This is a genomic window from Rhodophyticola sp. (genome assembly GCF_965284195.1).
Classification (GTDB): Bacteria; Pseudomonadota; Alphaproteobacteria; order Rhodobacterales; family Rhodobacteraceae; genus Rhodophyticola.
This window is the reverse complement of the sequence record NZ_CBDIRM010000001.1, coordinates 2,769,582-2,788,133: the sequence shown is the minus strand read 5'-3', so window position 1 is coordinate 2,788,133 and position 18,552 is coordinate 2,769,582. Positions and strand designations below refer to the sequence as shown.

Sequence of the window (18,552 nt, the reverse complement as noted above, 5' to 3'; positions counted from 1 at the left end):
CGTCAGTTTCGGGCTAAAGTCCAGCGCCGATGACGGTTTTTCCGGCCCCGCTGCCACATGACGGGCACAGAGACCCTATTTCTTGGGGCCGTGCCTTGTTCGGACCCGACCCGCAGGCTACATGCCGTCCCATGAAGCGCTTCATCCCATTCATGAAAAATGATCCTCTGGTGGCGGTCGTGCGCCTTCAGGGTGTGATCACCGGGGCAGGGCGGGGCCCGGTTCTGAGCGATGTGGCGATGGGCCCGATACTCGAAAAGGCCTTCGCCCGAGGCAAACCTGCGGCCGTGGCACTATCGATCAATTCGCCCGGCGGGTCGGCGGTGCAATCCTCGTTGATCGCGGCCCGCATCAAACGACTTTCCGAGGAAAAAGACGTGCCCGTCCACGCGTTTGTGGAAGATGTCGCGGCATCGGGCGGGTATTGGCTCGCCTGCGCGGCCGAGAAGATCTGGATTGATGCAAGCTCCATCGTCGGATCGATCGGGGTGATTTCGGCCAGCTTCGGGCTGCATGAATTCATCGGGCGCTTCGGGATCGAACGGCGGGTTCATACCGCGGGCAAGGACAAATCCATGCTCGATCCGTTTCGCCCGGAGCGGGAGGAGGATGTGGCGCGCCTGCGGGCCATCCAGGAGCAGATCCACGAGGCCTTCATCGCCCATGTCAAGGACAGCCGCGGCGCGCGGATCGGCGAGGGCGAAGACCTTTTCACGGGTGAATTCTGGGTTGGCCGCAAAGCGGTCGATCTGGGGCTTGCCGATGGTCTGAGCCATTTGCGGCCGAAGATGAAGGAGATCTACGGCGACAAGACCCGGTTTGCCGTGTACGGGCCCAGGCGCGGCCTTCTTCAGCGCTTTGGGGTCCAGATCGTGGAAGAAGCGGCGGGCGCCCTCGATACCCGCGCGGCCTATGCGCGATACGGTCTGTAACCCATGGTCAAGATCGTCACCCTTTTTCTGATCGGCATGGTGGTTCTGGCCTTGTTTGGCCGGCTGCGGCTGCCGCGGATCGGGCGCGGCGGTCGGCCCGGCGGTCTGCCGAAACCACGGCTGTGCCCCGAATGCGGGCGTTACAATCTCAAGGGCGGGCCGTGCCGCCACTGTTCCGAAGGGCAAAGCTAAGCGATGGTCATCGAGTTCTTGCTGGCGGGCCTTGGCCTGGTCATCCTGCTCTTGGCTGGTGACGTCCTTGTCCGCGGCGCGGTGAATCTCAGCCTCAGGCTCGGTATCCCGGCGCTGATCGTCAGTCTGACCGTGGTGGCTTTCGGCACGTCGGCACCCGAACTTCTGATCTCGATTCAGGCGATTCTTGACGGTGTGCCGGGTCTGGCTCTCGGCAATGTGGTGGGCTCCAACACTGCGAATATCCTGCTGGTTCTGGGGGTGCCTGCCCTGATCTCGGGGCTCGATACCCGCAAATGCGAGACCCGGCGGACCTATCTGATGATGATCGCGGGCACGTTCCTGTTCATTGGTCTCGCCTATGCCGGGCCGTTTCTCTGGTGGCACGGGCTTGTTCTTCTGGCCGCGCTCGGGCTGGTTCTGGGCGACGCGTTTCGCGATGCGCAGGCCCATCGCGCGGCGGCGAACGGCGTGCCCCCCGAGGAAGAGCTTGAAGAGGCCGACCCGTCGATGCCCGGCTGGAAGATCGGCCTTTATCTGGTTCTGGGTCTGGTCGGGTTGCCCTTGGGTGCCAGCCTGTTGGTCGACAGTTCGACCGCGATTGCCCGTGCCTACGGTATCAGCGAGACGGTCATCGGCCTGACCCTCGTGGCTGTCGGCACCTCTCTGCCGGAACTGGCGACAACGGTGATGGCCGCGATCCGCAAACATGCGGAGGTGGCGCTCGGCAATGTCATCGGGTCCAACATGTTCAACCTTCTGGCGATCATCGGGGTTGCCACGCTGGTCGGTCCGATCCCGGTCGACCCCTCGTTTTTCGCGTTCGATTTCTGGGTGATGCTGGCGGCCTCGCTCGTGCTGGCGCCGTTCGTCTTCCTGAAGCTGGGGATGGGGCGGGTCGTGGGGCTGGTATTCGTGGCACTTTACGTCATTTATATCGCGATGCTTTTGGCCTGAGGCGGGGAGGCGGCGACATGGCTGCATTGGTGACCGGAGCCGGCAAGCGTATTGGCCGGGCCATGGCCCTGACGCTTGCGGAGATGGGCCATGACGTGGCCGTGCATTTCGCCAGTTCGCACGCGGAAGCCGCCGAGACGGTGAACGAGATCAGGGCTCTTGGCCAAAAGGCCGTCGCCCTGCAGGCGGACCTTTTGTCGGAAGAAGAAACGGTCGCCTTGGTCCCCCGCGCGGCGGATGCTTTGGAAGCGCCGATTACCGTGCTCGTCAACAACGCCTCGATCTTCGAGTACGACACCTTGTCGAGTGCGACGCGCGAAAGCTGGGACAGGCATATCGGATCGAACCTGCGCGCACCGTTTCTGCTGACACAGGCCATGGCCGCACAGATGCCCGTCGCCCTCGGGCAGGAAGGTGGCCCCATGGCCGACGGGCTCGTCGTCAACATGATCGACCAGCGCGTGCGCAAACTGACGCCCGAATTCATGACCTACACCATCGCGAAAATGGGCCTCTGGGCCTTTACCCGAACCGCCGCGCAGGCGCTGGCGCCACGCATCCGGGTCAACGCCATAGGCCCCGGGCCCACGATGCAAGGCGTCCGGCAGTCGGCGGAGCATTTCGCGGCGCAGCGCGCGGCCACGCTTCTGGAACGCGGCGCAGACCCGGCCGATATCTGCAATGCGCTCCGGTATCTCATCGGTGCCCCGGCGGTGACCGGGCAGCTGATCTGCGTTGATGGGGGGCAGCATCTGGCATGGCAGACGCCGGATGTGCTTGGGGTTGAATAAGGCCAGATCCGCCGTACCTGGTGCGTGATCGGCCAGTTGTCCACCGCCCTAGACAGTGTAACAAGGCGATCACGCTTTTATGACGGGGCTGTGACCCGACGGCAAACGGGAAAAATTATCGTTACAAAACAAGTAGTTGATAATGCGCCTAAAAAATAGGCAAATCGATGAAGGGGGCCAAAAACAAGGAGAAAATCGTCCTGACCAAGATTTATCCTGAGGCTTGTCCACAGGAACCGTGGAAAGCTTTGGGGTTGAACCCTGCCTGCTCTCATTGCAGCGAGGCAGAGAATCGCCGAGACCTTTGAGACATGCCTGAAAACCGTGCAGAAGCCGTGCCGACCGGGCACACCGTGATCCAGTCCTATCTGAAGACGCTCGACAACTCGCCGGGCGTCTACAGGATGCTCGATCCGCAATCCCGCGTGCTTTACGTGGGAAAGGCGCGCGCGCTCAGGAAGCGGGTTTCGAGCTACGCCAAGCCCGCCGGTCACGATCCGCGGATCGCCAGGATGATCCGCGAGACGGCGTCGATGATGTTTCTGACCACGCGCACGGAAACCGAAGCGCTGCTTCTTGAACAGAACCTGATCAAGCAGCTCAAGCCGCGCTATAACGTGCTGCTTCGGGATGACAAAAGCTTCCCCAACATTCTGGTCTCCGCCGAACATCCCTTTCCCCAGATCAAGAAGCATCGCGGGGCAAAGAAGGAAAAAGGCAGCTATTTCGGGCCCTTCGCCAGCGCGGGGGCGGTCAACCGGACGCTGAACCAGTTGCAGAAGGCGTTTTTGCTCCGCAACTGTTCGGATGCGACATTCGACAGCCGGACGCGGCCCTGCTTGCTTTATCAGATCAAGCGCTGTTCCGCGCCATGCGTCGGCTATATCTCCGAACAGGACTACGCCGCCTCGGTCAAGGATGCGGAACGGTTTCTGTCGGGCAACAGCACAAAGATACAGGAGGCGCTGGCCGGTGAGATGGCCACCGCATCCGAGGCGATGGAGTTTGAGCGTGCCGCGGCGCTTCGCGACCGGATCCGCGCCCTGACCAACGTGCAGTCGGCTCAGGGCATCAACCCCAAGGGCGTGACCGAGGCCGATGTCATCGCGCTCCATATGGAAGGCGGGCAGGCCTGCGTGCAGGTCTTCTTCATCCGCGCCAACCAGAACTGGGGCAATCGCGATTTCTATCCGCGGGTCTCAGGGGCCGAGGCGCCCGAAGTTCTAGAGGCTTTCATCGGCCAGTTCTACGGCACCAAGGATCCGCCGCGGCAATTGCTCCTGTCGCACGGTATCGAAAACGACGATCTGATGGCCGACGCGTTGAGCGAGAAACTCGGCCGCAAGGTGGAGATCCTCGTGCCGCAACGGGGCGAGAAGATGGAGCTTGTCGCAGGCGCCGCGCGAAACGCGCGCGAGAGCCTTGCGCGCAAGATGGCCGAGACCGCGACCCAGTCGAAGCTTCTTGCCGGGCTGGCCGCGGCCTTCGGTCTCGATGCCCCGCCGAAACGGATCGAGGTCTACGACAACTCCCATATCCAGGGCAGCAACGCGGTCGGAGGACTGATCGTCGCGGGGCCGGACGGGTTGATGAAATCGCAGTATCGCAAGTTCAATATCAAGGGGACCGATATCACCCCCGGCGATGATTTCGGCATGATGAAAGAGGTTCTGACCCGCCGGTTCCAGCGCCTGCTGAAAGAGGATCCCGACCGCGAGAGCGAGGCGTGGCCCGATCTGCTTCTGATCGACGGTGGGGCCGGGCAGATCAGTGCCGTAGCCGAGATCATGGGCGATCTGGGTGTCGATGACATTCCTTTCATCGGCGTCGCGAAGGGGATCGACCGGGATGCAGGGAAAGAGGAGTTCCACCGCATCGGCGCCCGACCCTTCGCGCTCAGGCACAATGATCCGGTGCTCTATTTCATCCAACGTCTTCGCGACGAGGCGCACCGCTTCGCCATCGGCGCACATCGCCAGAAACGGGCCAAGGCGGTCTCGGCCACGCCCTTGGACGATGTGCCCGGCGTCGGCAGCACCCGCAAACGCGCCCTTCTTGGCCATTTCGGCAGCGCCAAGGCGGTGGCCCGTGCCGGTCTCTCCGATCTCAAGGCGGTGGACGGGATCTCCGATGCGATGGCGGAAACGATCTATGACTTCTTTCACGAGCGTTGAGGCGGCCATCCGCAACAAGGGCCCGATCGCGGTTCCGCGCGGGATGCTTCCGCCGGAGGTGCAGGGCCGGTTCCGAGATCGGATGCGCGGCCCGCGCCCGTCACGGCCCGAGCCGTTAACTAGGTGATGGCATTCGGGCGCGGCGGCATTTACACCTAGCTTCATGACTTGGACATTGCCCAATATACTGACTGTCTTCCGGCTGATCGCGGCGCCGGCCCTGGGCCTTGTTTTCCTGCTTTTTGCGCGGCCTTACGCGGACTGGCTGGCACTGATCCTGTTCATCACCGCGTCACTCACCGACTATGTCGACGGATATCTGGCGCGCAAATGGGGCCAGGTCAGCAAGTTCGGCGCGATGCTCGATCCCATTGCCGACAAGGCCATGGTGGTGATCGCGCTGGCGGTGTTGCTGGGTATTCTGGGCGTTAGCGGCTGGCTGATGATCCCGGTCGTGGCGATTCTGTTCCGCGAGGTTTTCGTGTCCGGCCTGCGGGAGTTTCTGGGCGACACGGCAGGCACGCTGAAAGTGACGCAACTGGCGAAATGGAAGACGACGGTGCAGATGGTGGCGATCTCGCTGCTGTTCGCCTGGGGATTGTTCGAGCATTTCTTCGGCATGCAGACCTATGGCATGGACGGCGAGATCGTCCGCGATGTCCTGGGCGGCCTCGTGGAAGACGAGTTCGGGCTGATCTGGAAGTATTACGGTTTGCTTCTGACCTCATGGGGCGGGCTGGCGCTGTTATGGCTGGCCGCTGGCCTTACACTGATCACCGGGGGGGACTATTTTCTGAAGGCGATGCCCTATCTGCGGGAGGAATGACCGGATGGACCTGCGCTATTTCGCTTGGCTGAGAGAACGGATCGGAACCGGCCATGAACAGGTCGAGACCGAGGCCACGACGGTTGCCGAGCTGATCGACGAGTTGAAACGACGGGACGAGGCCTATGCCTTCGCCTTCTCCGATCTCACGGCGATTCGGGCCGCCGTGGATCAGGATCTGGTGGAACTGGACGCGCCCATTACCGGCGCCCGCGAGGTCGCGTTTTTCCCGCCGATGACCGGAGGCTAGGGGCGATGATCCGCGTTCAGGCCGAACCATTCGACATGGGGGCGGAGCTGACCCGCTTCACCGGATCGGTATCCGGGGCCGGTGCGGTGGTCAGCTTCTCAGGTCTTGTCCGGGATGTGGCCAGCGGTGATCTGGACCGGATGGTGATCGAACACTACCCGGGCATGACCGAAAAAGCCCTGGCCGGGATCGCGGATCAGGCGCGTGCGCGCTGGTCTCTGGCCGGTGTCTTCGTGCTGCACCGTTATGGCGAGATGCGCCCGGGCGAACCGATCATGATGGTCGCCACCGCGTCCCGGCATCGGGCGGATGCCTTCGCGGCGGCCGAGTTCCTGATGGATTACCTGAAATCCCGCGCGCCCTTCTGGAAACAGGAAATCACGGCTGATGGCGGCCAGTGGGTCGCGGCGAAAGACGAAGACGAAGCGGCACTCAAACGCTGGTAGTGGGCTCCTGTTTCGGCCTCGCTGGCCTCTCAGCCCTGTCCCTGATTGACGCGTTCCACATAGGCGCGCAATTCCTCGGCCTCGTGGCGCGCCTCGCGCAATCCTTCCATCGCGGCACGCAGCTCCGCCTCGGTCTGGCTCAGCTGATTGGTCAACTCGGCCTCCCGCTGCTGAAGATAGATGATCGCCTGATCGCGGGTTTCCTCCGCATCGTGCAGCGCTCTGGCCATCTCGTCCATTTCACTCAGATCCGCGCCGGTCACGCGGCTGAACCTATGCACCAGCCAGTTTGCGAACCAGCCAAGGGCAAAGGCCACAAACAGGATGATCGCAATGGCGACGATAAACTCAGTTCTGTTCATCCGGGTCCTCTTCGGCGGGCGGTTCTTCCGCCTCCGCCGGGGCGGTTTCGACGGGTTCCTCTGTATCTGACCTCTGGCTAGACGGCACACCGCCCGCAAGCAACCGGAATTCGATGCGGCGATTGCGCTCGCGGCCTTCCTCGGTCTCGTTGGTGTCGATCGGTTGCGTTTCGCCGTAGCCCTGCGCCGTCAGGTTCGAAATCAGAACACCGCGCGCCAGAAGACCGTTCAGCACCGCATCCGCCCGCGCCTGGGACAGGTTGAGGTTCATGGTTTCGCGGCCCTGGCTGTCGGTGTGCCCACCGATCTCCATCCGCGCATGGCGGCAATCGGGCAGGATCTCGGCCACGCGATCCAGAATCGCGCCGGATTCCTCGTTGATCTCGACCGACCCCGGATCGAAGGTGATCTTGCGTTCGGAAAGCAGCGTGCGAATCCGCTCCACGCATTCCTCCGCTGTCGGGATATTGGCGGTCGGGTCCAGCAGTTCCTGATAGGTCACGTCGATCTCGAAATTCTGGGCCTCGCCCAGTTTCTCCGACAACAGCCGGGACAGGTCCGACACCGCGTTCTGGCTGCCGGTATTGCCCCGAACCGTGACCAGCCCGGGTTCAACCGTCACGCTGCCGTTGTTCAGCATCGCCAGAGCCTCAAGCCCAGCCAGAACCCGGACGGCCCAGCCATTGGGCAGATTGTCGTCCCTCCGGGTGGCCAGATAGGTATCGTCGCCGCCAAGCGTGGCGCGGGCATAGGCGTAGACCACGCGCTCCACCTGATCGTCCGGCAGACGCCCGCGCAGCTGGACATAGCCCTCGGGGCTTCGTGTCGCGACAAAGCTGGGCGGGCCGTCATTCCCGCCGCCATCCGGCGGATCGGGCAGGACACCGTGAAGCGAGAAGACCGCGGGAAGATCCGCGTCCAGCTCTCCGACGACGCGATCGAAAAGACCCTGCGGCGTGCCTTCGGCCGCGATCAGCGTCACATCGGCATCTGAGAAGGTCAGGGTTCCGGCACCCAGTGCGGTGAGCGCCTGCATCCCGGTTTCCACCGCCTGCGCCCATTGAGGCGACGGAACGCCGATGCCGATCTCGCAGTCCTCCGGGCCGGTCAGCCCGGCGCTGCGCGCGGCACGCAGAATGACGGTGCGCGCCATTTCGGTATCGGCGGAACAGGCTTCGAACCGGGCTCCGTCGAGGCTGCGCACGAACCGCAAAGTGAAGGGTGTGATGACCGGGCGGGGGGCCGAGATGTCCATCTCCACTTCTATGCCCTCCGGCATCGCGCGGTTCAGAGCGGCTTCGAAGCGCGCGCGTTGCTCGATGCTTTCGCTGACGGCGGTGATCGTCACCCGCCCGTCAAAGACCGAGATCTGGGACCGGGGCAACTCGTTCAGTGCGCGCAGGCCGAAATCCATCGCCGCCCGCCAGTTCGGCGGCACGGGGTAGCTTGCGGTTTCCACCATATTGGCGACCTCGACCCCGTTGCGGATACCCGCGATGCCCTCGGCCACGGCCTCCCGGCCGATGTCTTCAGGGATCAGGCCGATCAGCGAAATCCCGTCGCCGTTGCGCAACATCTCAAGCGAAAAGCGCGGCGGGGCCACGCTGTCGGGTTCGGCCACGTCCAGCGCGTCGATGATCCGGTCGGCATCCACAACGGCGCCCGCCCGGCTCAGCGCGCGGAAGCGGGCGGCTTCATCGGGTGCGGTGCCGGTCAACTCCACCTGCAAACCGTTGGCGGTGACGGTCACCCAATCCAGGCCCTCTTCACGCATGGAGAACGTGACCGCCTCGGTCGAGCGGTCCTCGATCGTGTTCGCCGCCATCACTGCCACGCCCACAAAGAGCAGGCCGGCGATCAGGAATGCGAAGACAGCGACGAGGGTGGAGGTTTTGCTCATGTCTCAAGGTCCGACTTTGCCCAAGGGAGTGGCCTTGGCCTTAACGCCTTGGCGGAGGGCGTTCAATCAAAGCAACGCCGACAAGGCGAAAAACAGCGCAACAAGCAGCCCGGCATCCCGGTTGCTGCGGAACAGGCGCATGCAGGTCTCGGGCTCGTCGATCTGAAGCCGGCCCAGTTGCCACGCCATGTGCCAGCTGAAGGCCCAGGCGCCGGCGAGTGCAAGTGTCAGCGCCAGAAAGTTGCCGCCCGGGATCAGCGCCAGAATGATCGCAACGGCCATCAACACTACCGACGCCACCATGAAGCCGCGCAGCCACGCCTTGCTGTTCTCCCCGAACAGGCGCGCGGTGGATTTCACCCCGATCAGCGCGTCGTCTTCGCTGTCCTGATGGGCATAGATCGTGTCGTAGAACAGGGTCCAGGCGATGCCCGCCAGATAAAGCGCCACGGCGGGCCAGGCCAGGCTGCCGGAATGTGCCGTCCAGGCCAGAAGCGCGCCCCAGTTGAAGGCGAGGCCCAGAAAGACCTGCGGCCACCAGGTGAAGCGCTTGGCGAAGGGATAGATTGCCACCGGCAGAAGCGAGAGAAGCCCCAGCAGGATGGCGTTGAGATTGAAGGTCAACAGAATCCCGAGGGCGAGCAGCGACTGGATCACCAGCCAGACAAGGGCCTGTCTGACGCTCACCTGACCCGACGGGATCGGGCGCGATTTGGTGCGCGCCACCGCGGCGTCGATGTCGCGGTCGGTGATATCGTTCCATGTACACCCGGCCCCCCGCATCAGGAAAGCACCGATCGCACATCCGACGATGATCCACAGATCCAACAGGCGCAGGCCGTCCGGATCTGCCGAGGCTGCCAGCAACACGCCCCACCAGCAGGGCAGGAGCAGCAACCATGTGCCGATGGGCCTGTCCGCCCGGCTGAGCCTGAGATAGGGGCGCGCCGCGGCGGGCGCGAGCGTATCGACCCAATTACCGCGAACGGCATCGGCCACTTGCCCCTCTGGCGTTTCCCTGGTCCCGGCCATAGGTTTTGCTCCATGTCGACGCATGCGAAAATCAGGCTTTATGTAGAGCACCCTTTGGCTGCAGGGCAAACGGTCCCACTGTCGCGGGACCAGGCGCATTATCTGTTCGGGGTGATGCGGCAGGCCGTTGGCGGTGCGGTCCTGCTGTTCAACGGAGAGCACGGCGAGTGGCGCGCCGAAATCGTCGAGGCGGGCAAACGCGGCGGCATGCTTGCCTGCGTCGAGCAGACGGCCCCGCTGCGCCTGCCGCCGGATCTGTGGCTGCTTTTCGCCCCGATCAAGAAGGCGCGCACCGATTTCATCGTCGAAAAGGCCGCAGAGCTCGGGGCGGGCCGCATCTGCCCGGTCCAGACCGAGTTTACCAATGCCGAGCGTATCCGTCAGGACCGGCTGCAAGCCCATGCCGTCGAGGCGGCGGAGCAATGCGGCGGGACATATGTGCCCCCTGTGGCCGCCTTACAGCGTCTGGAACGGGTGCTGTCGGACTGGCCCGGGGATCGCCGGTTGATCTTCGCCGATGAGGCGCTCGTCGGTGCCAGGGCCGCGCTTGAAGCAGCACCGCGATCCGACAAATGGGCCATCCTGATCGGCCCGGAAGGCGGGTTCAGCCCCGCCGAGCGTGACCGTCTGCACGATCTGCCATTCGTCACCCCGATCAGCCTTGGGCCCCGCATTCTGCGGGCGGACACGGCTGCGGTGGCGGCTCTGACGCTGTTTCAGGCCACGCGGGGGGATTGGGAATGACGCCTGCCCACCCCACGGACCGGGACGCCATCACCGATTTTCTGAGCCGGCATATCCTGAGCTCCATGTTCCCGCTGTCCAACCTGACGAGATACGGGATGGGCGGCGGGCACCCGCATGCCACGCGGTTCTGGGTGATCAGACGGGCGGGGCGGATTACCGACGTGCTTGGTCTGACCGGTAGCGGTATGGTTCTGCCGCAATGCCCGACCGAACCCTGGCAGGCCGCCCGCGATACCCTGAGCGGTGCGCGCGTGACCGGGATTGTGGGAGCTGCCGATCAGGTTCGCCCGCTCAGCGAAGCGCTTGGTTTATCGCGCCACAAGATGTCGATCAGCGCGGACGAACCGCAATACGCGCTTGATCTTGAGCGTCTTGTGATCCCGGACGGTCCCGGACGGCTGATCCCGGCCACGGCGGCGCATCTTCCGGTTCTGCTGGACTGGCGCGCGGCATATCAGATGGAGACCCTCGGGCAGAGCGCGGAAACCGCGAGGGTCGATGCGGCCTCCACTGTTTCGGGCTGGATCGAAGAGGGATCGCACATGATTCTGACCGACGGAAAAGATCCACTGGCGCTGACCGGGATCAACGCATCGGCGATGTCGGTTGTGCAGGTCGGCGGAGTGTATACGCCGCCCGCCCTGCGGCGGCGTGGGCATGCCCGGCGGGCCGTAGCCCTGCATCTGGCCCAACTGCGCGATGCGGGCCGGGCGGATCGGGCAACACTCTTCGCTGCGAGCGAGGCCGCGGCACGGGCCTATATCACGATCGGATTCCACCACATCGGGACCTTCACGATCAGCTTGCTGAAGGAGCCGGCCCATGTCTGATCATCCCTGTCCGAAGCCGCGCGGGCGATGCGGCGCATGCGCCGGTGATCCGGCATGACCGCGCCGCGCCTGCATGTCATACCCGCGATCGGCTGCCACAAGGCCCTTGTCCTCAGACGCGGGCCGACCGATCAGGTCGCCAGCCTGTTGTGGGACAGGGACAGCGGCGCGGTGACGCTTGGCCAGTGGCTGCACGGCCGGATCCATGAATACCGGAGCGATCTGTCGCCGGATGCGCGGCATATGATCGTCTTTGCGGCCACCGGCGCGCGCTGGTGGACCGCGATTTCGCGGGCCCCCTGGCTGACCGCGCTCAGCGTCCGGATGCAAGGCGATGCCTGGCACGGGGGCGGCGCGTTCACGCCCGAGGGGCGGATATGGCTGAACGGGGCCGAGCCGCTGTCGGACCCGCCGGACGGGTTGCGCGCGGCGAAGGTCGATGCCTATCCCCACGCCACCGATGGCATCCATATGGGCGGGCTTTACCTTGCGATGATGGGCGCGCGGGGTTGGACGCATGCCAAGGGCGACGCATATCAGGCCGAACTGGTCAAACCCTTTGCGGATGGGTGGCAGGTTATCCTGCGCTTCGAGATCGGGCAGAAAAACCGGGCGCTGATCAGCAACCGCTATGCCCTGATGCGAAGCGACGGGGTGGAGATGCCTCAACCGGACTGGGAATGGGCCGAGCCGTGGGGTGGCGGCCTGCAACTGGCGCGTGACGGCGCGCTGTGGTTTGCGAAGCCGGGGAAAGACGGCTTGGAAGAGCTTGCGCAGATACACGATTTCAAGGGCCTGAAATTCGTGGCGCGCCCCGCGCCCTATGTCGGGGTCAACCGGTGATGGGCGGGTTTCTTCGCCCCGAGATCCGCCGCATGCTTTATCGCTGGCGCGAGGTGCTGGCCGCGGTCGTGGTGGCGGCACTCGGTCTCTGGATCGCGCTCGATCAGGGGCGGATCGTACCGGGATTCGGCTGGATTCTGGTGGCGCTTGCCGTGCCTCTGGGCGCCGTCGCGCTGCGCCGGGCACGGTTCGCCGGTTCCGGGGACGGTCCGGGCGTGGTCGGCCTGATCGAGGGGAAAGTCACCTATATGGGCCCTTACTACGGGGGTGCGGTTTCGCTGGACGATCTGACGGCCCTGTCGCTGCGCCGGGGCGCGGATGGCAAATCCTTCTGGGTCATGGCCGAGGCGGAGCAGGTTCTGGTGATCCCCACCGATGCCCATGGTGCGGATGTGCTTTACGATGCGTTCACGCGCCTCGACGGGCTTTCCACCTCCCATCTTCTGGCAAGCCTGCGCGGGACCGGGCCCGGAACCGTCACGCTCTGGCGTCGCGACACTCTCCCGGCCTTGACTTGACCCCGCGCGCGGGCCAGTCCTTGCCCCCACGATCAGCCACAATCCCGGAGCCAGTCCCCATGTCCATCCCCCAATCCGGCGGCGGCCCGATCGAACGGCATGAACAACTGGCGGAGTATCTCGCCGAGGGGTGCAAACCGAAAGCCGCCTGGCGCATCGGTACGGAGCACGAGAAATTCGGCTATTGTCAGGACACTCTGAAACCGCTGCCCTATGAGGGCGATCGGTCGATCCGGGCCGTTCTGGAGGGGCTGCGCGACCGGTTCGGCTGGTCGCCCGTGACCGAGGGCGGGCACATCATCGGGCTGGAAAAGGACGGCGCGAACGTGTCTCTGGAACCCGGTGGCGCGCTTGAGCTGTCCGGCGCGCCGCTGGAGACGATCCACCAGACCTGTGACGAGGTGAACGACCATCTGCGGGAGGTCAAATCGGTCGCCGATGAAATCGGCGTCGGCTTCATCGGGCTGGGGGCGGCCCCGATATGGACCCACGATCAGATGCCGCTGATGCCCAAGGGGCGCTACAAGCTGATGGATGCCTATATGCAGCGCGTTGGCACCATGGGCACCACGATGATGCGGCGGACCTGTACGGTTCAGGTGAACCTTGATTTCGGGTCCGAGGCGGACATGGTCCAGAAATTCCGAGTCGCTCTGGCCTTGCAGCCGGTGGCAACCGCACTTTTCGCCAATTCCCCGTTCTTCGAGGGCAAGATCAACGGCCACAAAAGCTGGCGCAGCCGGGTGTGGCGGGATCTGGACGCGGATCGGACCGGCATGTTGCCCTTCGTGTTCGAAGACGGCTTCGGGTTCGAGGCCTATGCGGAGTATGCGCTCGATGTGCCGATGTATTTTGTCTATCGCGATGGCGTCTATGTGGATGCTCTGGGGCAGAGCTTCCGCGACTTCCTCAAAGGAGACCTCCCGGCGCTGCCCGGCGAAAAACCCACGCTGAGCGACTGGGCAGATCACCTCACCACGATTTTCCCCGAGGCCCGGCTGAAGAAATTCATCGAGATGCGGGGCGCCGATGGCGGGCCCTGGCGCCGGCTTTGCGCGCTTCCGGCCTTCTGGGTCGGGCTGACCTACGATCAGGGCGCGCTGGATGCGGCCTGGGATTTGGTGAAGGGCTGGGACGCGGAAACGCGGGAGGCGCTGCGCGTTGCGGCGTCGGTCGAGGGGCTTCAGGCCCAGGTCGGCGGGATCAGGATGCACGATCTGGCGCGCGAGGTCGTGCAGATCGCCGAGGCGGGTCTTGCCGACCGCGCGATGCCGGGCGCGGGCGGGCTGATCCCGGACGAGACCCATTTCCTGAATGCCCTGAAGGAAAGCGTCGACAGCGGGCAGGTCCCCGCGGACGAGCTTCTGGCGCGGTATAGCGGAGATTGGGGCCGTGATCTGACCCGTATCTACAAGGAATACAGCTACTAGTCGTCAGCGATCGGATTGGGCCCGTACTCGTTGCTGCCATCCTGACTTGGCTGGATATACCAATAGATCAGGATCAATCCGCCGATCAGCGGGATAAACGCTATAAGCAGCCACCAGGCCGACCGGCCGGTATCGTGAAGCCGTCTTGCGCCGACCGCGATAAAGGGCAGCAGCACTGCGAGCGAATAGAGTACCCCGAAGACGCTGTTGGTCACACCGGTTGTCATCGAGGTCCCGAAAATCGCGCGGTCGATGATGTTGAGGATGGCGCTGACAATGATATTGAACAGAAAGAACCACCAGAATTCCGATCGCCGGGCGCGGCCCGAAAAGGTGGCGTATTTTTCCAGAAGAACGGTACGGACGGCTGTTTGAAAACTCATAATGAACCTCGTTAACAGGCCCTTACCTTAATAGAATGGGCCTATCAAAACAAGGTCACTTGCCTATTCTGGGTTCGCTGCCGTCCCGGATGCGTTCGATGTTCTTCTGATGCCTGACAAAGATCAGTGCGGCCAGCGCGACGGTGACCAGATTTGCCTCGGGCATGCCAAGAAGCGTCATCCAGACCGGGGCCAGAAAGGCCGCGACCAGAGCCGACAGCGATGAGATCCGGCTGATGGCGGCGGTGGCGGCCCATGTCAGGCAAGCGGCGATACCCGCAGGCCAGAAGAGCGCCAGAAGCGTGCCAAGAAATGTGGCCACGCCCTTGCCGCCCTTGAACCCGAGGAAAACCGGAAAGCAATGGCCCATGAAGGCCGCGAAGCCCGCCACCTGCGCCGCGTCCTCGGCAAAAAGCCATCTGGCAAGCAGAACGGCGATGCCGCCTTTGCCCGCATCGAGGATGAGCGTCAGAAACGCCGCCGGTTTGTTGCCGGTGCGAAGCACGTTTGTGGCCCCGATATTGCCCGAACCGATCCGCCGGATATCGCCCAGCCCGAAAAGCCGCGCCATGACCAGTCCGAATGGAACCGATCCCAGAACATAGGCTGCCAGACCGACAAGACCGAGAACCGCCATCGGGGTCTGGAACTCCGGGATCATGATGCGCCCCTGCTGTAGACAATGTTGCCGCCGACCAGCGTCGTCTCGACCCGGCCTTGCATCCTCTGCCCGTCAAACGGTGTGTTTTTCGATTTCGACCGAAGTGTGGCCCGGTCAAGCACGAAAGGCACATCCGGGTCGAACAGGACCAGATCGGCGGGGGCCCCCACGCCGAGCCGCCCGCCCGGCAGGCCCAACCGGCGCGCAGGGTTGAGGGCCATGGCGCGAAACAGAACGGGCAGCGTCAGTTGTTCCGCATGATAGAGGCGCAGCGCGGCAGGCAGAAGCGTTTCAAGCCCGACGGCCCCGCTTGCCGCGGCCTCGAACGGCAGACGCTTGCTTTCCTCGTCCTGCGGTGTGTGCATGGAGCAGATCACATCGATCAGCCCGTCGCGCACCGCGTCGATCATGGCGATCCGGTCCGTTTCGGCACGAAGCGGCGGCTTGATCTTGAAGAAGGTCCGGTAATCGGCGACATCCAGCTCATTCAGGGTCAGATGGTGGATCGAAACGCCCGCGGTCACGTCCAGCCCCTCGGCCTTCGCGCGCGCAAGGGCGGGCAGGGCGGCGGCGGTGCTGATCTGGTCCGCGTGGTAGCGGGCATCCGTCATCTGCACCAGGGCGAGATCCCGTTCCAACCCCATCCTCTCCGCCATGGGAGAGACCGCCGGCAGCCCGCGCAGCGATGCGAACTTGCCCGAGGTGACGGCCGCCCCCTCGCTCAGGCCGGGATCCTGTGGGTGACCCACGATCAGCGCGCCGACGGATCGCGCATAACTCATGCAGCGGCTGAACACCTTTGTGTTGCTGACCACGCGATCGCCATCGGTGAAGGCCACGGCGCCCGCATCCAGAAGGAACCCGATCTCGGTCATCTCGCGGCCCGCGCGGCCCTTGGTCAGCGCCGCCATCGGGCGGAACCGGACCGCGGCGGCCTCCTGCCCCCGCCGGCGCACGAAATCGAGTACTTCGGGCGTATCGATCGGCGTTGTGGTGTCCGGCCGGGTGACGATCGTCGTCACCCCGCCCGCGGCGGCCGCGGCGCCCGCGGTGCGAAAGCTTTCCTTGTGGCGTTCGCCGGGCTCGCCAACCTTGACGCCAAGATCGACGATACCTGGGGCCAGACACAGCCCGCCACAATTCACGCCGCCCGCACGGTCGCCGTCGCCGATCTCGGCAATCACTCCGTTTTCGATGCGCAGCCAGCCATGGGTTTCGGTCTGGGCCTCGGGATCGATCAGCCGGGCGTTGCGGTAAAGCGCGTTGGTCATGACGACGGCCCGGTTGCGACACCGCGCGCACGGTCGATCTCGGCAATGACGGCGGCGGGGTCCGCCTGATACTTCAGCAGATGCTTGTCGCCGCCCTCGGTCACCACCTGTACCGCGCCGAGCAGGCTGCGGGTCACGGCGATCTCTTCCAGCGGGATGCTGCGTGTTCCCGGGCCAAGCAGGCGCCGATTGGTCAGATCCCACCGCGCCTTGACTTCGTCGCTGGCAAGATAGAACGCGCGCACAGCGATGGCGGCAAGCCCGCCGATGGCCCCCGTCCAGATATGCGCGTTTCCAAGAGCGGCCAGAATCGCCATCCCGAGCGCCATGGCAATCGCGGCCATCCAGGCATGGGCCCGCCAATAGGTCGCCGTATCCCCGGTGAAATGCGCGATCACACGTTCCCCTTCGGCCAGTTCGGAGGTTGGCGCCATCGGAGTGTGCGTCTGAAGCGCGTCGCTCATGTCAAAACCCACCAGATCAGCACGGCCAGTGCCGCGGCCAGCAGCAAGCCCACAAGAACGGTGCCCGTGGAACCGGCACGGCCGGTCGCGGCGGGCGTGGCCCCGGCGGGCGGTTTGCGCGCAAGGCTGGCCGCCGGCATCTCGGCGGCGTGATCGGCCCGCGCCATGGGCAATGAGGCGATCAGCGTGGCCTTGGCACCCGGTTCGGGCGTTCGGTCCACGGCAGAAGACGGGACGAGCAGGACCGCGCCCTCCAACGCATCCATCCTTGCGGCGGCCCCGGCCATGGCACCCTCCTCCAGATCGAAGGCCTCGGCGGCATAGGTGCTGAGTGGCATGCCCGCCAGATCCTCAAGCGGAAACATCTCGATCCGGTCGGTGTCGAGATCTGCGACCCCGATCCAGTCGGCAAGCGGCGGCAGATCGGGGTGCGCGCCCTGCTGCCGGGTCAGATGGGTATGCCGGGTGTCGACGGGCAGGTTCAGCGCGAGGATATGAAGCGTTGCGTCCGTCACGCCATCACCCCTTCCGGCGTCCGGCTGGCGCGCAGGTTCCGGGCCAGAAGGTCCATCGCCGCCATACGCACGGCCACCCCCATTTCCACTTGTTCCTGAATCACGCTTCGGTTGATGTCATCGGCCAGCGTCCCGTCGATTTCCACGCCGCGATTCATCGGCCCCGGATGCATGACGATGGCATCCTCCTTGGCTGCGCCCAGCTTCTCGGCATCCAGCCCGAAGCGATGGTAATATTCGCGTTCCGAGGGGATGAAGGCACCGTCCATCCGTTCTTTCTGAAGCCGCAGCATCATGACCACATCGCAACCTTCAAGCCCTTCGGCCATGTTGTCGTAAACCTCCACGCCCCACTCGGCCACGCCCGACGGCATCAGGGTGGGCGGGCCGATCAGCCGGATCCGGTTCTCCAGCTTGCCAAGCAGCAGGATATTCGACCGCGCCACCCGGGAATGGGCGATATCGCCGCAAATCGCGATGTTGAGGCGATGCAGACGCCCCTTCGCACGGCGGATCGTCAACGCATCCAGCAAGGCCTGCGTCGGGTGTTCATGTCGTCCGTCACCGGCATTCAGGACGGCGCAATTCACCTTTTCGGCCAAGAGGTTGACCGCCCCGGAATGCGGATGCCGGACAACCAGAAGGTCCGGATGCATCGCGTTCAGCGTCAGGGCCGTGTCGATCAGCGTTTCGCCCTTTTTCAGCGAACTTGCCGCCATCGCCATGTTCATTACATCCGCCCCAAGGCGCTTGCCCGCGATCTCGAAACTGGCCTGGGTCCGGGTGGAGGCCTCGAAGAACATGTTGATCTGGGTCAGGCCGGTCAGCGCGTCGCCATGTTTCCGGGTGCCGCGTTCCATTTCGGCATAGCGGTCCGCAAGATCGAGAATTGTGGTGATCTCCTCCGACCGCAGAGGCTCGATTCCAAGCAGATGCTTCTGGCGAAAACTCATCGGACCCTCGCAGCTTCGGCCGGTTATAGGCATCCGGACCGCGTGCTGGCAAGGCTCCGGACATCCGGAGATGAT

General features: G+C 64.2%; 22 protein-coding genes. 13 read left to right on the top strand and 9 right to left on the bottom strand.

All coding sequences use genetic code 11. The features are described 5' to 3' along the window. The first annotated feature begins 131 nt into the window (after positions 1-131). The 8 genes from ACQ651_RS13970 (at position 132) to ACQ651_RS13935 (ending at position 6,568) form a co-directional block, all read left to right on the top strand. Positions 132-932, top strand: a complete 801-nt coding sequence (locus ACQ651_RS13970; protein WP_430449578.1) for a S49 family peptidase — start codon at positions 132-134, stop codon at positions 930-932. 3 nt (positions 933-935) lie between these two features. Continuing rightward, positions 936-1,124 (top strand): hypothetical protein, encoded by a 189-nt coding sequence (locus tag ACQ651_RS13965; protein WP_375551462.1) that lies wholly within the window; start codon positions 936-938, stop codon positions 1,122-1,124. A 3-nt stretch (positions 1,125-1,127) separates the two neighbouring features. Further along, a complete protein-coding gene (locus tag ACQ651_RS13960; protein ID WP_430449577.1) occupies positions 1,128-2,081 on the top strand; it encodes a calcium/sodium antiporter in 954 nt (317 codons plus the stop codon). Positions 2,082-2,098: 17 nt separating this feature from the next. Beyond that, positions 2,099-2,872 carry an SDR family oxidoreductase gene (locus ACQ651_RS13955; RefSeq protein ID WP_227286891.1) on the top strand — a complete coding sequence of 258 codons (774 nt, stop codon included), beginning with the start codon at positions 2,099-2,101 and terminating at the stop codon, positions 2,870-2,872. A gap of 311 nt (positions 2,873-3,183) precedes the next feature. Continuing rightward, positions 3,184-5,046 (top strand): excinuclease ABC subunit UvrC, encoded by a 1,863-nt coding sequence (gene uvrC, locus ACQ651_RS13950; RefSeq protein WP_430449576.1) that lies wholly within the window; start codon positions 3,184-3,186, stop codon positions 5,044-5,046. Positions 5,047-5,209: 163 nt separating this feature from the next. Then, complete coding sequence (gene pgsA, locus ACQ651_RS13945; protein ID WP_227286889.1) at positions 5,210-5,872, top strand: CDP-diacylglycerol--glycerol-3-phosphate 3-phosphatidyltransferase; 663 nt, start codon at positions 5,210-5,212, stop codon at positions 5,870-5,872. Positions 5,873-5,876: 4 nt separating this feature from the next. Continuing rightward, positions 5,877-6,122: a molybdopterin converting factor subunit 1 gene (gene moaD, locus ACQ651_RS13940; protein ID WP_375551464.1), complete on the top strand. Its 246-nt coding sequence runs from the start codon at positions 5,877-5,879 to the stop codon at positions 6,120-6,122. 5 nt (positions 6,123-6,127) lie between these two features. Next, a complete protein-coding gene (locus ACQ651_RS13935; RefSeq protein WP_227286887.1) occupies positions 6,128-6,568 on the top strand; it encodes a molybdenum cofactor biosynthesis protein MoaE in 441 nt (146 codons plus the stop codon). 29 nt (positions 6,569-6,597) lie between these two features. Here ACQ651_RS13935 and ACQ651_RS13930 read toward each other — a convergent pair whose 3' ends face one another. From ACQ651_RS13930 to ubiA, 3 genes are all read right to left on the bottom strand, one after another. Beyond that, positions 6,598-6,930 carry a hypothetical protein gene (locus ACQ651_RS13930; protein WP_121896279.1) on the bottom strand — a complete coding sequence of 111 codons (333 nt, stop codon included), beginning with the start codon at positions 6,928-6,930 and terminating at the stop codon, positions 6,598-6,600. Next, entirely contained in the window at positions 6,917-8,830 is a 1,914-nt protein-coding gene (locus ACQ651_RS13925; protein ID WP_227286886.1) for an OmpA family protein, read from the bottom strand. Before ACQ651_RS13925 ends, ACQ651_RS13930 begins: the two co-directional genes overlap by 14 nt. Positions 8,831-8,896: 66 nt before the next feature. Next, positions 8,897-9,862, bottom strand: coding sequence for a 4-hydroxybenzoate octaprenyltransferase (gene ubiA, locus ACQ651_RS13920; RefSeq protein WP_430449575.1), 966 nt, complete (start codon positions 9,860-9,862; stop codon positions 8,897-8,899). A 12-nt stretch (positions 9,863-9,874) separates the two neighbouring features. On the opposite strand from ubiA, the gene ACQ651_RS13915 reads away from it, so the two are divergent. The 5 genes from ACQ651_RS13915 to ACQ651_RS13895 are packed head-to-tail and all read left to right on the top strand — an operon-like array spanning position 9,875 to position 14,230. Continuing rightward, a complete protein-coding gene (locus ACQ651_RS13915; RefSeq protein ID WP_375551465.1) occupies positions 9,875-10,606 on the top strand; it encodes a 16S rRNA (uracil(1498)-N(3))-methyltransferase in 732 nt (243 codons plus the stop codon). Continuing rightward, a complete protein-coding gene (locus ACQ651_RS13910; protein ID WP_430449574.1) occupies positions 10,603-11,439 on the top strand; it encodes a GNAT family N-acetyltransferase in 837 nt (278 codons plus the stop codon). Before ACQ651_RS13915 ends, ACQ651_RS13910 begins: the two co-directional genes overlap by 4 nt. A 54-nt stretch (positions 11,440-11,493) precedes the next feature. Beyond that, the gene (locus ACQ651_RS13905; RefSeq protein ID WP_430449573.1) at positions 11,494-12,282 is read left to right on the top strand and encodes a hypothetical protein; all 789 of its coding nucleotides are present in this window, start codon (positions 11,494-11,496) and stop codon (positions 12,280-12,282) included. Beyond that, positions 12,282-12,800 (top strand): hypothetical protein, encoded by a 519-nt coding sequence (locus ACQ651_RS13900; RefSeq protein ID WP_375551467.1) that lies wholly within the window; start codon positions 12,282-12,284, stop codon positions 12,798-12,800. The genes ACQ651_RS13905 and ACQ651_RS13900 overlap by 1 nt, the downstream gene beginning before the upstream one ends. Before the next feature lie 59 nt (positions 12,801-12,859). After that, the gene (locus ACQ651_RS13895) at positions 12,860-14,230 is read left to right on the top strand and encodes a glutamate--cysteine ligase (RefSeq protein WP_430449572.1); all 1,371 of its coding nucleotides are present in this window, start codon (positions 12,860-12,862) and stop codon (positions 14,228-14,230) included. On the opposite strand, the gene ACQ651_RS13890 is transcribed toward ACQ651_RS13895, so the two are convergent. Genes ACQ651_RS13890 through ACQ651_RS13865 form a run of 6 tightly spaced genes read right to left on the bottom strand, consistent with a single transcriptional unit; the run spans position 14,227 to position 18,477 of the window. Then, positions 14,227-14,613 carry a DUF805 domain-containing protein gene (locus tag ACQ651_RS13890; protein WP_430449571.1) on the bottom strand — a complete coding sequence of 129 codons (387 nt, stop codon included), beginning with the start codon at positions 14,611-14,613 and terminating at the stop codon, positions 14,227-14,229. The genes ACQ651_RS13895 and ACQ651_RS13890 overlap by 4 nt on opposite strands. A 55-nt stretch (positions 14,614-14,668) precedes the next feature. Continuing rightward, complete coding sequence (gene plsY, locus ACQ651_RS13885) at positions 14,669-15,271, bottom strand: glycerol-3-phosphate 1-O-acyltransferase PlsY (protein WP_227286954.1); 603 nt, start codon at positions 15,269-15,271, stop codon at positions 14,669-14,671. Further along, a complete protein-coding gene (gene pyrC, locus ACQ651_RS13880; protein ID WP_430449570.1) occupies positions 15,271-16,545 on the bottom strand; it encodes a dihydroorotase in 1,275 nt (424 codons plus the stop codon). The genes plsY and pyrC overlap by 1 nt, the downstream gene beginning before the upstream one ends. Next, positions 16,542-17,009 (bottom strand): hypothetical protein, encoded by a 468-nt coding sequence (locus ACQ651_RS13875; protein WP_227286878.1) that lies wholly within the window; start codon positions 17,007-17,009, stop codon positions 16,542-16,544. Before ACQ651_RS13875 ends, pyrC begins: the two co-directional genes overlap by 4 nt. After that, positions 17,006-17,524 carry a hypothetical protein gene (locus tag ACQ651_RS13870; RefSeq protein ID WP_430449569.1) on the bottom strand — a complete coding sequence of 173 codons (519 nt, stop codon included), beginning with the start codon at positions 17,522-17,524 and terminating at the stop codon, positions 17,006-17,008. The genes ACQ651_RS13875 and ACQ651_RS13870 overlap by 4 nt, the downstream gene beginning before the upstream one ends. Then, positions 17,521-18,477, bottom strand: a complete 957-nt coding sequence (locus ACQ651_RS13865; protein ID WP_227286876.1) for an aspartate carbamoyltransferase catalytic subunit — start codon at positions 18,475-18,477, stop codon at positions 17,521-17,523. Before ACQ651_RS13865 ends, ACQ651_RS13870 begins: the two co-directional genes overlap by 4 nt. Between the last annotated feature and the right edge of the window lie 75 nt (positions 18,478-18,552).